Source organism: Moorena sp. SIO4G3 (assembly GCF_010692305.1).
Lineage (GTDB): Bacteria > Cyanobacteriota > Cyanobacteriia > Cyanobacteriales > Coleofasciculaceae > Moorena > Moorena producens_A.
The window spans coordinates 1-15,038 of sequence record NZ_JAAHIG010000225.1; the positions used below are offsets into that span (position 1 = coordinate 1).

The following is a 15,038-nucleotide window of genomic DNA, read 5'->3' on the forward strand; positions in this document are numbered from 1 at the left end:
TAGTACCATTGTGACTAGTACCATTGTGACTAGTACCATTGTGACTAGTACCATTGTGACTAGTCCCATTGTGACTAGTACCATGGGATTGTCTAGCCATCCACTGAGTCAATTCCTGAGATAGCTGAGTTAGAGACTCAATTAACTGGTGTGAAACGTCTACAGGAAAATTACCAGAACGGACGTGCAAATCTAGCTTAGGAAAGGGAATATCAACATGGTAATGACGTAGTATTTCTTCAATCAGAAAGTAAAGCTCACTCTTGATTTGGAACTGCTTGGGAGGGTCTTTAATCCAAACCAACAACTCAAACTTGAGGGCATTTTCCCCAAATCCAATAAAAAATACATTAGGGGCTGGTTGATCTAAGATTTCTGGATGTTGAGAAGCTGCTTCAATCAGAGCACTACGGACTTTAATTGGATCTGAACCGTAGGCCACCCCTACGGGTAATTTTAACCGGGATACTGGATTATTGTGAGTCCAGTTGACCACTTCAGCTTCCAGAAAGCGAGAATTGGGGATAATGATTGAGACTTGATCCAAAGTCAGGATTTCTGTACTGCGAATACCGATATTTTCTACTGTTCCCATCAGTTCCCCAACATTCACAAAGTCCCCGACTTGAATCGGACGCTCAAAAATGAGTACCAAACCGCTGACAAATTCCTTCGCAATTCCCTGGATTCCCAAGCCAATCCCCACACCCAAGACTCCGAAAAATACGGCTAGAGAACTAAAGTCGATTCCCCACAACTGCAATAGGACAATAACACCGATAAAGAGTATGGAATAATGGGTAATCAGAGCAATAGTTTCCTGGGCAGGGCGGCTGAGATTGGTCAGGCGAAGAATCCGCGATCGCAAAACTTTTTTTACTACCTTGGCTAGGACTATCAGAGCAGCAAATAACCCAATCAAGGTTAATAAGCCTAAGACAGAATAGGGTTTATCTCCCACCCAAATGATTTCCCACGTCAAGCTTTGAACAAATGTATCGTTAACTTGACGACTCAACTGGCGAGTTTGGGGAAATAGATTACTAGTATAAATCAGGGTAAATACTAGGATAGTGACCCGGAACAGGAGTATGAGAGTCCCCGCTGCAATTTCACCACTTAAGGCGGGTTGGTGACGGTGTCGATGGGTTAACTTAGTTACCTTTTTGTGAAACAGCCATTTCATCCGGTGATCCCACAGCCAGCCTAATCCCCAACTAGAGATGATTCCCCATAACCCAAATCCAACGGATAGGAATACCCCTTGCAGGATATAGTCCTGGGTACGTTCGAGAAAAGCCCGTTTCATGGCATTCTGTAGCAGTCTTTGCCAAAATTGGGCTTGTTCCTTGGGACTTCTTCCGGTTAGAGTATCATTGGTCGTTACTGATAGCAAGTAGCTACCATTTACCTTAATCACTGGTAACTTTTCAGTCCCAGCGATTTCTACGTCTACGGTTGGTGGTGCTGTCTCGATGATTTGCTTGAGGGTATCACTGGCGTAATCAGCCCGTTGTTGAGCAGTTAACGACCCAGCCGGTGCTACCTCAAACAGGGGACGCCCATCCAGGAAAATAGTTACCCGATTTAGATTGTCCTGAGCCACAATTGGCGCAGCTGCAATCAGGAAAGCGATCGCGATCGCTCCAATTACTACCAAGATCACTTGCCTCAGCCAATATCGGCAGCGAAAGAAGGGATTCATTAGCTACCAAAAATATTCCAGTTGAGAGCCAGGAGGCTTTAGACCCTTCTAATAGGAAGCCAAAGAAAGGAGAGCCTAGTGTTAACTGTACTTTAGTGTTAACTTTAGTGCCTCTGTAGCATTACTGAAGACAGTTAATTGGTAATTGGTAATTAGTAATTGGTAATTAGTAATTGGCTGACTATTTTCGGGGATCATATGCGCGAAGCGCACGCTACTTGAGGTGCAGTCAGCCGCCAGCCTTGGCCACGCTAGACGAATGGCTCACACTACTGAATTCTAGCTGATTGCTAAGAGCTGATTGCTGATTGCTGATTGCTGATCCCTCAAACTATAGTTATCATACTATCCGTTGAAAGAAAGAGCATTCGAGGCGTCTGCTTCAGAAGCTGCCGAGATAGCAGCAGCATTTTGTTCCGCCTCCAGTTTCGGCTTCAAGTACAAATTTTCTAGTACCAGAGCTGCACCAGCTACCCAAGGCGGAACAATCAAAGCACCAAGAATCCCCAAAACCTTTGCACCACCTAGCACTGCCAACAACTGATATAAGGGGTGAACTCTCACAGAAGACCCCACCAGTAGGGGGTCAAGAATGTAGGTTTCCAGATTCTGAATAATCACAAATAGTAGCAATACCCAGGAGAAAGTCCATCCCCCTTGAGCAATTGCCACAATCAATGCTGGAATTGCTCCCAAGACCGGACCAAAAAAGGGAATCAAATTGGTAACTCCAGCAATTACACCCAAACCCAAGGCAAACTCTGACAGTCCCAAAAATTTTAAACCAACAGTAATCGCCATGCCTAAAATTCCTGAAACCACCACTCGCCCCTGGATGTAACCCCCCATCCGTTGGCTGACTGGCTTGACTTGGGCTGCCAATTTTTCATCCCAGGGTTTGGGAAACAAACTTACCCCCCCTTTAATCAATGGTTCAGAGCCAGCTAACATATAACCAGACAGCAGTGTTGCCAGAATTACGGTAAACACTCCAGCAAGAAGACTCCTTGTCAATCCATAAGACTGCACTACCAACTGCTGAGAGGAACGAATCACCCAAGAGGTAACGGTCCCAGCATCAAACATTTGACTCAGAGCTGGTTCAGTCATCCCTAGGCGAATCGCTAAAGCATCTAACAAAGAGGTTAAAACCTCCAAATAGGCTGGCAGTTTCCGAAATAAACGCTGAATTTGCTCAGCTACTGTTGGTCCAATCACTAAGCCTATCCCTGTCAAACCAGCGATTAAGCCTAAATAAACTAGAATAACCGCTAGCCAGCGGGGAATCCTTAACTTTTCAGCACTATCAATAATTGGTGCTAGAGTAGACGCGAGCACTACTGCAATCATCAGTACTACTAGCAAAGCTCTCAGTTGCCACAGCAGGACGATTGTCAAGCTAGTAGCAACAATCAGCAGTAAGTTAGCTAAGGAGATTTTAAGGCGTAGCATAGACTTCCATTTGCATGTTGAGTGCCTGCAAATAGTCTACAGAGAAAACAGCTGAATTAGTTTAAGGTTGGAGGTACGGTATTCAACCTACGTTCAACAATGATCAATCCAACTCCTCTTCACCCACATCATCAAGGGCTGGAGGAGCATCACCGGGTGTTCGCAACATTTCCACCATCTGCTGAATTTCTGCTGGAGGTGGGGGTGTCAGGCGAGAAACCACTACAGTCACAATGAAATTAAGCACCATCCCTACGGTACCAATCCCCTCAGGGGAAATACCGAAAAACCAGGGTGTCATACTATAGAACTTCACTCCAATGATGTAAACGGTGGTAAAAATTAACCCTACCACCATGCCAGCAATTGCCCCTTCTCGGTTGGTTCGCTTATCAAATACCCCTAGCAGAATCACTGGGAAAAAGCTGGCAGCGGCTAAACCAAAGGCAAAGGCTACTACTTGGGCTACAAATCCAGGGGGATTGATACCAAAGTAACCGGCAATGGCAATGGCAGCAATTACCATAATTCGACCCACCATCAATCGTTGGGACTCCGATGCCCTAGGATTAATGATGCGATAGTAGACATCGTGGGCGATTGAGCTAGAAATCACTAGCAGTAATCCTGATGCAGTGGATAGAGCGGCGGCTAGTCCTCCTGCTGCTACTAGGGCAATCACCCAGGGAGCAAGTTTGGCTACCTCTGGTGTGGAGAGTACAATGATATCTCGGTCAATCTTAATTTCATTGGTCTCTTTGTCCGGTTTCAGCTCAATCTTGCCATTGCCGTTTTTATCGTCAAAGGCCAATAAACCAGTATTTTCCCATTTGGTTGCCCAGTCCAGCTGACGCACTTCCTCAATGGTATTGTTATGGAGGCTATCAATCAGGTTATAGCGGGCAAAGGCAGCAACGGCGGGAGCTGTGGTGTAGAGTATGGCAATGAATAATAGCGCCCAGCCAGCGGAATAACGAGCAGCTCTAGCATTGCGTACGGTGTAAAAGCGTACAATCACATGGGGAAGTCCAGCGGTACCGACCATCAAGGCGATGGTGATAAATAAGACATCCAGCATGGACTTGTTGGCAAAGGGTTTAGTGTATTCCTGGAAACCTAGATCTACCTGAATTTGATTGAGCTTGGGGATAATATCACTAAAGGTGAATCCTAGCTGGGGAATCGGGTTGTCAGTCAGTAGAGTTGCGATCGCAATCGCTGGAATCAGGTAAGCCACAATCAACACGCCATACTGGGCCACTTGAGTCCAGGTAATTCCTTTCATCCCCCCCAGCACGGCAAAAAATGCCACAATTACCATACCAATCACTACACCCTGACCGATATCCACTTGCAGAAACCGGCTAAATACAATACCTACCCCTCGCATCTGTCCTGCGACATAGGTTAAGGAGACAAAAATAGCAGCAACTACTGCTACCAACCGAGCAATATTCGAGTAATAGCGGTCTCCCACAAAGTCCGGTACTGTGTATTTTCCAAACTTCCGCAGGTAAGGGGCTAACAATAGCGCTAGTAGGACATATCCTCCTGTCCAGCCCATCAGGTAAATTGAGCCATCATATCCTAAAAAAGAGATTAGCCCTGCCATAGAAATAAAGGAAGCAGCAGACATCCAATCCGCCGCTGTAGCAGCACCATTAGCAACAGCGGGAACACCTTGATCTGCTACGAAAAACCCTTTACTATCGCGCACCCGAGAGCGCCAACCAATGTAAAGGTAGAGAATAAAGGAAATAATGACCAATACACTGGTCCAAGCTTCAACTGTCATAGATATTTCTTTGTCTGAATAATTTCTATAGCGCTGCGCGCAGGGAATAGGGAATAGGGAATAGGGAATAGGGAATAGGGAATAGAAGGTTAAAAAGCTTTTTCCATAGCTTTCCATCCTTTCATTCCTTGAATTTGTAGACACTATTACATAGATTGCAATAGGGTGTTTAATTCATTTGTGAAGATACTCGCTATTACTTTTTGTATTTACGGTCAATTTTATCCATCTGTATAGCGTAGATAAAAATTAGGACGACAAAGGTAAAAATACTCCCTTGTTGTGCCATCCAGAAACCTAGGGGAATATTCCCTACACTGACATTGTTCAGTAATGTTACAAGCAGAATGCTACATACAACCGATACGAATGCCCAAACAATTAGGAGATTCCGAATTAATGCAATGTTGGCACGCCAGTATGCCTGACGCTTGTTTTGGTTCATAGTTTTATTAGTAATGCACTAAATTTACTATTTGCGCTTGACTAGTTTCTGGATATAGAGCAACCACCGATAATTGCCTTAACATGGCGTATCGGTATTTCACAATGTGCTAAAGTATACAGAATATTTGCTGGAGCTTAGGCATAGGCTACACCAAAGGTGAACAAAAACCGCCTTTTTGGGGTTTTCTTAATAAAATTAAACAATTCTGGGGATTTAATCCTGTCTTTAGGGCATGGCATTGGGTGATGCGCACCAGCATAAGCTGATCACATCTATGCAATTTGCCACTGCCCCAGACCGCTTGTCCCGTTGTTTAAAGGAATCTTAAAAGAATTGTGAATACTATTTCGTCAATAAATGTAAAGCTTAGAGCAAGATTATGTGAAGTTGCGATAAAGTAAATCGTAAGTTGCTCACCAAACGCGATCGCTAAAATTAAACCTCCCCATCTCCCCATCTCCCCATCTCCCCATCTCCCCATCTCCCCACCCTCCCTGTAATTATGGGTATTCAACCTGACTTGATATAAGAGTATCCCTCCCTATTGATTGGTGCTACCATCAGGCATAATAGTATTGGTTAAGTTCGCCCCCTTGAGGTTGGCACGGTAAACTTTGTTGGGAGAACCCCAATCAGTAAGCTCCAAGGTATAGTCTAGTTTTGCTCCCTTGAGGCTAGCGTCGGAGAGGTTGGCATCGGAGAAGTCAATTCCCCTCAAGTCAGCCTGTTCAAGATTCGCTCCCATCAAGTTAGCCCCCCTGAGATTGGCACTTATTAAATAGTGATCGAATGGCAATGAAGCACTTGTATTCAGCTCAGCCAGTTTTGCTTCTTGGAGATTCGCTTTCTCTAGGTTAACTCCACTAAGATTAATCCCTACCAGATTAGCTTTTGATAAATTAGCTTCCCTGAGGTTAGCTCTTTCGAGCTTAATTGCTTTGGCGAAAATATTTGATAAGTTTGCTTCTTGGAGATTAGCTTGTTCTAAGTTAGCTTCTGTGAAGTTGCTCCAAATAAGGTCAGCTTTTTTCAGGTTAGCTCTACGGAGATTAGCCCCACTGAAGTTAGCTTTTTTCAGGTTAGCGTTTTCTAGGTTAGCTCCCTCTAAATTGACCCCTAGCAAATTAGCCTTTTCTAGATTCGCTCCCGCTAAGTTAACCCCTTCTAAATTAGCGTTTTCCAGATTCGCTTCTTTTAAATCCTCTCTGGAAAGGTCTAGCCCTGCTAAATTACAGTTTTGACACTTTTTTGTTTCCCGTAACTGTTCGAGAGGATTGTCTTGATTGATAATCAGCCAAGTAATTCCCAAAAGGGCAAGCAATCCCAAGGAAATTCCCCAGATAAACGATTGTCTAAGTTTCATTGGACTAATGGCAGAATCCGTAGCAAGTTAACAAACCAGGTTATCTGTTATCTCCCCGGTTTGTGTCTCTTATATAGTAGCTTTTGACCAAAGTATCATTATATATTTCAGTTTTTTTGTGTCGGAATTTAAGATGTTGTTCTAGCGTCCCAAATAAAGGAACGCCTTTTCCCAAAAGAATTGGAACGCGAGTAATAATCATTTCATCAACAAGGTCTTCTTGAAGAAAACTTTGTATTACTCTACCTCCATCTATGTAAAGATTTGTATATCCCTTTTGATTCAACTGATTAATTATTTTTTTTATATCTCCACGAACAATTTCTGCTTTACCAAAATTTTGTTCGGGAAGTTTAGTTAAGGTATTGCTTAATAAAAAAACGGGTTTATGATAAACCCATTGACCAAAACTTAAAACTTTATCAAAGGTTTTTCTTCCTATCACTATGGCATCTATGCTTTTCATAAACTCAGCATATCCATAATCACTTTGTTCGGGGTTAGGTATTTCTTCTAGCCAATCTAATCCGCCATCAATTGTAGCGATAAATCCATCTAAGCTTGTTGCTATATAAACATAATTTGTCATTGGTTTTTATCCGTAATTGTCAAAATTAATCCTGATAACTATAAGTATTGCAGGTTCTAACCAGATACGGCAAAAGTAGCTCCCGGATTTATCACAAAGATAGTTTGAGGAGCTGTAGCCCAAATCCCGTCAAATCCAAACAAAGTAAGGGTTTAAACAGTGTGTTGTTTTTTTCTCTTCATTTTGATCAGGGTCAAGCCCAGATTTAATAAAGCTTTCAGCGTTTGCGATCGCTAAATTTGTGAGAAATGCGGGGTCTTCAGTACATTTTATGGTAAATTTACAGTTAAAAAACTCAGAAAGCTTACTGTACAGGTAAAATTAGGCTATTCAACTCACAAAATTTTCTGAATACGGCCTCTGACCACTGTTCCGGTGATCCGCTGTTCCCTGTTCTGGTGATCCGCTGTTCCCTGTGAAATACTGTTTATTTAGCATAACAAGTACGGAAGAGCCTGTAATACATGGCAGACTATAAGCAAGCACTGGTTAAAGACGGTAAGAATCCAGAAGGTCTAATTGTCTTTCCTGCCTTCATTACCCAGAAGGAAATGGATGCTCTTAAGGACTTTAGAGTGGGAGATCGCGATACGTTTGTTGTCGCCTATCCTAAATCTGGGACGACATGGATGGAGCAGATTGTTCACTTGCTTGCTAACAATGGAGAGCAAGGGGACAAAGTATTGAGTGAAGCAGTGCCTTGGTTAGAAGGTGCAGCAACTCGTTATGGAGGTTTAGAGAATCTGATTAAAACTTCTGGCGATCGCCGTTACTTTCACACTCATTTACCCTTGTCTTTGATGCCAATGTTTGGCGAAACTAAAGCAAAGTATATTTATGTTGCTCGCAATCCTAAGGATAATGCTGTCTCCTATTATTATCATGCATTGAGCAAAATGGGATACGAGGGGAGTTGGAGCGAATTTATTAAACTATATACTGAAGGTAAGGTTGCCTATGGCTCAATATTTGATCATGTATTCGACTGGTGGAAAGCAAGCCAAGATACAGATAATGTCATTTTTGTCAAGTACGAAGACATGAAAAAGAATTTAGCTCAAGTCGTTACGGATGTTGCTAGCTTTATCGATATTCCCTTAACCTCAGATTTACTCGATACTGTGGTTGCCGCCAGTGACTTTTCGGCAATGGCTATCAATCCCAAAGCTAATCTGGATTGGGTGCCTCAGCGAGAAGGTATCCCCAAACATATGCGCAAAGGAATTGTCGGAGATTGGAAAAACCACTTTTATTCAGAAGAGACTAGTAGTTTTGATGCTCTATATCAATCCAGAATGGCACAATTTGGTCTGGAATTTGAATTTGAAGGGAGTAGGGAGTAGGGAGTAGGGAGTAGGGAGTAGGGAATATGGCATCAAAAATTGTCACCATTGATTTAGGATTCCTATAGTAGTTTGCCAGCTTAGCTTTGTGAACATCTCCATCAATTGTGAGTGCTGAGTTTGAGTGCTAAGTCTGGTTGACAGTCAACCTTCAACCTTTAACCTTCAACCTTTAACCTTCAACTTTTAACTTTTAACCTTCAACTTTTAACCTTCCCTACAACAAGCACCAAGGGCGAACAAGTTGTTACTTTCACAATTAAGCTGCAGTCTTCACAATTCAGCCGAAAACCTTCACAATTGAGCTGCAGCTTTCACAATTCAGCCTTAATTGCGACGCCATGTGGTAACACCACCACCCTGGTCAATCAACGTAATCCCTTGAGCTTGCAAGTCATCGCGAATGCGATCGCTTAATTCAAAGTTCTTGGTTTTCCGTGCTTCAGCCCGCTGCTGAATCAGTGCTTCAATTTCCCCATCACTCAATCCATCCGTAGAAACTTCAGTTTCTGCTTCTGGTTGTGCTTCTAACCCTAATACCTGGGCTAATTCCACGAGACTACGCCATTGCTGCTCTAGTTCTGAAGCAGGAGTCTCTGTTTTACCCTGATGTACGAGGATATTGCCTTCCCGGCGTAACCCTTTGGCCACTTCAAACAATACCGCTAAGCCTCCAGCAAAGTTTAAGTCGTCATCTACGGCTTCTTGAAACTGTTGCGCTATAGTTTCTTTTACCTGCAAGGAGTTAGAGGGTGAGGGTGTGGCTGATTGGTCTTGCCATCCTAATTGTATACCATAGTTATGGCCAAAAAGCAAGCCCTCTTTGAGAGTTTGCCAGCCATTGGTAGCAGATGCGATCGCATCATCCGTAAAATCTACTGGCTTACGGTATTGCGCCATTAACACAAATAAGCGCACTGCCATCGGGTCAACAGGACGGTCGAGTAACTCTCGGATAGTAGTAAAGTTGCCTAGAGACTTAGACATTTTCTCTCCATCCACCTTGACCATGCCATTATGTAACCAATAACGGGCTAGGCTTTTACCAGTTATAGCTTCCGATTGAGCAATTTCATTTTCGTGGTGGGGGAAAACCAAGTCAGAGCCACCAGTATGAATATCAATCGTTTCCCCCAGCATATCTCGCACCATCGCCGAGCATTCAATATGCCAACCTGGACGACCTGCTCCCCAAGGGGATTCCCAGCAGGGTTCCTCTGGCTTAGCGCTTTTCCAAAGCGCAAAATCAAACGGGTCTTTCTTCTTAGGCTCAGTGGAGTCTGCTACATCTACCCGTCCACTGGCTCCTGCTTGCAAATCCTCTAACTTGCGCCCAGAGAGTTTGCCGTAGTCATCAAAGCGACGCACTGAATAGTACACATCCCCATCCGCTTCGTAAGCATAGCCCTTTTGTTCCAACTCACACACCAGTCGCTTGATTCCATCTAAGGTATGAGTCGCGCGGGGGTAAGCATTAGCCTCTTTGACATTCAGCCTTGCCATATCTTCAAAATAGGCATCAATGAAGCGTTCAGATACTGCCTCCATAGAGGTGCCTTCCCTTCGCGCTCGGTTCAGGATTTTATCATCAATATCTGTAAAATTTTGGACATAATTCACATCATAGCCCCGCCATTGTAAGTAGCGACGAGCAGTATCCCAGACCATACAAGTTCTAGCATGACCCAAGTGGCAAAAGTCATACGCCGTAATGCCGCAGCAGTACATCCGGACTTTACCAGTTTCCAATGGCTCAAAGGATTCCTTGCGGCGGGTTAAGGTATTGTAAAGGTGTAGGGTCATGACAAAGAAAAGATAAAATCACCAACAGTGGGCTATAGATATACTTTTGACATCCTCCCTGGTTAAATCAAAGATTATAACCAGGGATTCCTAAGACTCACGACTTAGGTTTCTGTTTCCTTCTCCCCTTGGGGCAGTTTTTCGCACCTGCCTTCCGAGATTTACTCTCTTCGGGTCTTACGGTCGCTCCGCAGACTGACACGGCAAGTCCTGCCGCCAAAATGTTAATTGATGCATTGATATCACGATCGTGGTGAGCATTGCAGGATAGGCAATCCCATTCCCGAATATTCAAAGGTAAAGACTCAACACGATTTAGGCAAACAGAACACAGTTTGCTACTAGGAAACCACTTATCAATGGAAATGGCTTCACGATTATACCATTGAGACTTGTACTTAATCTGACGAATTATTTCCGCCCAGTTGGCCTCACTGATAACTTGAGCTAGTTTGTGATTTTTGACCAGATTTTTCACAGCTAAATCTTCAAACGCAATCAATTGGTTTTCTCTGACCAGTTGAGTAGTTAGCTTGTGGGTAAAATCTCGTCTAGCGTCTTTGATTTGTGCATGCACCCTGGCCAGCTTTAACCTGGCTTTGTAACGATTGTTAGAACCTTTTTGTTTTCGTGACAAAGCTTTTTGGTATTTAGCTAGCTTTTTCTTGAGCTTTTTAAAATGTTTGGGATTGGCAATTTTATCTCCGTCGCTCGTTGTGATCAGGCTGGTAACTCCTAAGTCCAAGCCAACTTGTTTGTCTGTGGTCGGTAAGCTCAAATCTCTATGGTCATCAAACCTAATTGATATCTGCCACCGATCAGATGAATCTAAGCTAACTGTAACAATACTTGGAGTGCAGTTTGCAGGTAACTGACGACTCCAACGAATCGCTAAAGGTTCTTTGCATTTGGCAAGATAGACTTGACCATCTTTCCATTTGAATGCTGACTTAGTAAATTCTGCAGTACCACCATTACGTTTTTTCTTGAAGTTAGGATACTTAGATCGACCGGCAAAGAAATTAGTAAAAGCGGTTTGTAAATGTCTTAATCCTTGCTGAAGAGGAACAGAACTAACGTCATTCAAAAAGAACAAGTCATCCTGTTTTTTCCATTCTGTCAACATTAATGAAGTTTCCTTGTAGCTTATCCGTCTGGAGCGTTTGTACCAACCTGAAGTCCTAGCATCTAAAGCTTTGTTGTAAACAAGTCTTACACATCCTAGAGTTCTCCTCAACAGAGTTTCCTGTTCAGGGGTTGGATAGAAACGGTAACGGTAAGCTTTTTCGACCATTATTTACTCTTTAATATACATTCACATTTTAATATATTCTGTGTAAAATGTCAAGTGGAGGTGCGACCCGTGGCGAATTTAATTCGCCGTTCGCGTAGCGTCGCCTTTGGCGAACGGAAAGCGCACCTAGCAATTCATGAGGGGCTGTGTGGGTCACCTGCGTCCGCACTTTTTACGCCCCGTCTCCCGTTATACCCGTAGGGTTAGCGGGAGATGAATTGCTGTTTTAGATAAAATACGATATCTTGGTATATCTTGATTCTGAACTGTTTTCACAAGTTGCCTTATGCAAACTTTACCGACTGATTCCCCATCTGGTCAAGGGATGGAAGCGCCGAAACAAGGCTTACCCGTTACCATTATTACCGGTTTCCTGGGTAGCGGCAAAACCACCCTCCTTAACCATATCTTAAGTAATCAAGAAGGCGTCAAAACAGCGGTCCTTGTTAATGAGTTTGGTGAAATTGGTATTGATAATGAGCTGATTATCAGTACTGATGATAATATGATCGCCCTGAATAATGGCTGTATCTGCTGCACCATTAATGATGATTTAATTGAAGCAGTTTACAACGTATTGGAGCATCCAGACAAGCTGGATTATTTAGTGGTGGAAACCACCGGATTAGCGGACCCCTTACCAGTGGCGCTAAGCTTTTTGGGCACAGAATTGCGAGATATGACTCGTCTCGATTCTATTGTCACTATGGTAGATTCAGAAAACTTTAGTCTCGATCTATTTAATAGTGACGCGGCAAGTAGTCAGATTGCTTATGGAGATATTATTATCCTCAACAAGACTGACTTGGTAGATGAAGCCAATGTAGACCAATTGGAAACCCGGATCAGAGATATGAAAACTGATGCTAGGATTTTGAGAACTACTAAAGCCCAAGTGCCAATTCCTTTAATTCTCAGTGTTGGTCTCTTTGAGTCCGATAAGTATTTCGACAGCAAAACATCAGATCATGATCATGACCATCACCACCATGATCATGACCATCATCACCATCATGACCATGATCATCACCACCATGATCATGACCATCACCACCATGATCATGACCATGATCACCATCATGACCATGATCACGCTCATCACTATCACTCCGATCACCTACAAATTGACGGATTCACGTCTCTTTCTTTCGAGAGTGACAAGCCCCTAGGGCTTCGGAAGTTTCAGGATTTCCTAGACAATAAGTTACCCTCTAATGTGTTCCGCGCTAAGGGAATTCTCTGGTTTGATCAAAGTCCTCACCGTCACATATTCCACCTCAGTGGTAAGCGTTTCTCTATTGAAGATGATGAGTGGAAAGGTGAACCAAAAAATCAATTAGTGCTGATTGGACAAGATTTAGATCATGATACATTACGTGAGCAACTAAACGATTGTATCTCTTCAGAGTCTACCAATACAGGGACGGGGATTTGGTAAGTAATTGTTGAATTGAGAATGAAGAATGCAGAATTAAGTGCGTAGGGTGCGTTAGGGGCGGACTTGTCCTTATTTTTGGCTTAGAGCGCCAAGGTTGGGATAGTCCGCCCCGTAACGCACCACCGGGTAAAACAGCAAATATTGAGATGCACCATTTAGATTGGGATACCTAAATTACTGAAAGGGAACAGGGAACAGGGAACAGGGAACAGGGAACACGCAATTTAAATGCACATCAGCTTATGGCTTAACTAATTTTGATCATTTGATAATAATAATATTATGAAAGTGGTATTTTTCAGACTAATTCACCACACTTAATCTAGCAGAGCCATAATTAATTATAATATTCATTATTTATTATCGAGAGACATCTTATATCATGTCCGGATAATTAGCGATAAAAAACTTTCTCCCTTGAAACCTTACTCCTTTACTTCTGCCTTCTGCCCTCTGCCTTAGATTTGGGTAGAGTGTAAGTATTCAACCGGACATGATATTATGCCTCAATCTCCAATCCCCTCAATTAAAGCTGCTAGAAAAAGTAAATTTAATTTACCACCAGGACCAAAAGGATATTTACTGTTTCAACTTTCTAAACTTCAGCATCAGCCAATTGAATATTTTGGGCATATGTGGCAGGAATATGGAGATTTAGTACGCCTGCCAATCATGCCAGGATTGACTTTACATTTGGCGAGCCATCCAGATCATGCAGAACATATTTTGTCTAGCCATCAGGAACGATATGGAAAGCCAGATCTATTTCTCAAATCCATGAACTTACTTCAGGGGCAAGGACTTTTTACCAGCGAAGGAGAGGTTTGGCTTCGACAGCGACGCTTAATGCAGCCAGCATTTCATCAAAAGCAATTGGTTAAACTTCATAATGTAATCCTTGATTGTGTAGAATCACTTTTGCGTGAATGGTCGGAAAAGCCAGAAGGCGAGATTATTGATATTGCAGCCGAAATGTCACGGCTTACCTTAAAAATTGTCAGTTCCACCCTATTCAGCTTTTTGGCAAAAGGAGCCCCACATCTCAATACGTAGTATGAGTGTGGTCAGAAGTTACCGCAAGAAGAGTGGAGCCTTTATAGTTGGCAGGCTATGCATAAAAGAGGTGCGACCCGTGGCGAATTTAATTCGCCGACGGAAAGCGCACCTTTGGTTAAAACTCGTGGAATAAGGCTCCACTCTTCTAAGGTTTCATCTCCGGGAGGAATTTTGCACAGAGTATGCACGGAAGTGGGAGACGAGCTATAAAACTTCTGAGCAACTCTGAGTAAGTCATTCCTCTTCTGTCGGCATCTTCTTGTAACTGCCTTTTTTCAAATTCGGTAACTCTAACTACCAGTTTTTGCTCTTTCATTATGGGTTGACGCTTGTCGCTACAACTGCTATATTAATAATAGGTCTAAAAACAGGAATTGACAACAATGAGAACAGCGTATCAATATCGGTTAAGGCTATCAAAATCACAGGAAGTAGAAATAGAAAGATGGCTTGACATGCTGCGACACCAATACAACTATCTATTGGCTGACCGATTTAACTGGTATGAACAAAATCGCTGTTCTATCAACTCTTGTCCTCTTGTCTGTTATTTACCTGAGCTTAGAAATAATCCTGATTACTTTTCACAAAAGCGAACTTTACCTCAACTAAAGAAAGATAGGCACTGGTATAGTGCGGCTCGTTCCTAGGAAGAGACTCCTGAAACAGGAGAGGTAAAACTAGGGGAATTCGCGGGAAATATCCCGAAATCCTAACTATCTGTGGGATGGTGGTGAAAACCCACCCCTTTA

The 15,038-nt window shown here is 43.0% G+C and carries 12 protein-coding genes and 1 pseudogene; 4 read left to right on the forward strand and 9 right to left on the reverse strand.

The genetic code is table 11. The features are described 5' to 3' along the window. The 7 genes from F6J99_RS29525 to F6J99_RS29555 form a co-directional block, all read right to left on the reverse strand. Positions 1–1,705: mechanosensitive ion channel domain-containing protein (locus F6J99_RS29525; RefSeq protein WP_293118195.1), on the reverse strand; the 1,705-nt coding region annotated here is incomplete at its 3' end. A 345-nt stretch (positions 1,706–2,050) separates the two neighbouring features. Next, a complete protein-coding gene (locus tag F6J99_RS29530; protein ID WP_293118198.1) occupies positions 2,051–3,157 on the reverse strand; it encodes an AI-2E family transporter in 1,107 nt (368 codons plus the stop codon). Between the two features lie 103 nt (positions 3,158–3,260). Further along, positions 3,261–5,069: a sodium:solute symporter family protein gene (locus F6J99_RS29535; protein ID WP_365974453.1), complete on the reverse strand. Its 1,809-nt coding sequence runs from the start codon at positions 5,067–5,069 to the stop codon at positions 3,261–3,263. Between the two features lie 79 nt (positions 5,070–5,148). Beyond that, the gene (locus tag F6J99_RS29540; RefSeq protein ID WP_008185921.1) at positions 5,149–5,397 is read right to left on the reverse strand and encodes a DUF4212 domain-containing protein; all 249 of its coding nucleotides are present in this window, start codon (positions 5,395–5,397) and stop codon (positions 5,149–5,151) included. A gap of 316 nt (positions 5,398–5,713) precedes the next feature. Then, positions 5,714–5,881 carry a hypothetical protein gene (locus F6J99_RS29545; protein ID WP_293118201.1) on the reverse strand — a complete coding sequence of 56 codons (168 nt, stop codon included), beginning with the start codon at positions 5,879–5,881 and terminating at the stop codon, positions 5,714–5,716. A 60-nt stretch (positions 5,882–5,941) separates the two neighbouring features. Continuing rightward, on the reverse strand, positions 5,942–6,763 hold the full coding sequence (locus tag F6J99_RS29550; RefSeq protein ID WP_293118204.1) for a pentapeptide repeat-containing protein: 822 nt from the start codon (positions 6,761–6,763) through the stop codon (positions 5,942–5,944). A gap of 40 nt (positions 6,764–6,803) precedes the next feature. Continuing rightward, positions 6,804–7,352 (reverse strand): dihydrofolate reductase family protein, encoded by a 549-nt coding sequence (locus tag F6J99_RS29555; RefSeq protein WP_293118207.1) that lies wholly within the window; start codon positions 7,350–7,352, stop codon positions 6,804–6,806. Between the two features lie 464 nt (positions 7,353–7,816). On the opposite strand from F6J99_RS29555, the gene F6J99_RS29560 reads away from it, so the two are divergent. Further along, complete coding sequence (locus F6J99_RS29560) at positions 7,817–8,695, forward strand: sulfotransferase domain-containing protein (protein ID WP_293118210.1); 879 nt, start codon at positions 7,817–7,819, stop codon at positions 8,693–8,695. Positions 8,696–9,022: 327 nt separating this feature from the next. Here F6J99_RS29560 and cysS read toward each other — a convergent pair whose 3' ends face one another. Continuing rightward, a complete protein-coding gene (gene cysS, locus F6J99_RS29565) occupies positions 9,023–10,498 on the reverse strand; it encodes a cysteine--tRNA ligase (RefSeq protein WP_293118213.1) in 1,476 nt (491 codons plus the stop codon). Positions 10,499–10,595: 97 nt separating this feature from the next. Continuing rightward, positions 10,596–11,792: an RNA-guided endonuclease TnpB family protein gene (locus tag F6J99_RS29570; protein WP_293118216.1), complete on the reverse strand. Its 1,197-nt coding sequence runs from the start codon at positions 11,790–11,792 to the stop codon at positions 10,596–10,598. A gap of 286 nt (positions 11,793–12,078) precedes the next feature. On the opposite strand from F6J99_RS29570, the gene F6J99_RS29575 reads away from it, so the two are divergent. The 3 genes and pseudogenes from F6J99_RS29575 to F6J99_RS29585 form a co-directional block, all read left to right on the forward strand. Next, the gene (locus F6J99_RS29575) at positions 12,079–13,230 is read left to right on the forward strand and encodes a GTP-binding protein (protein WP_293118219.1); all 1,152 of its coding nucleotides are present in this window, start codon (positions 12,079–12,081) and stop codon (positions 13,228–13,230) included. A gap of 501 nt (positions 13,231–13,731) precedes the next feature. Then, positions 13,732–14,283, forward strand: coding sequence for a cytochrome P450 (locus F6J99_RS29580; protein ID WP_293118222.1), 552 nt, complete (start codon positions 13,732–13,734; stop codon positions 14,281–14,283). A 386-nt stretch (positions 14,284–14,669) separates the two neighbouring features. Continuing rightward, positions 14,670–14,918 (forward strand): annotated as a pseudogene (locus F6J99_RS29585) (helix-turn-helix domain-containing protein); the annotation flags it as partial. Positions 14,919–15,038: the final 120 nt, after the last annotated feature.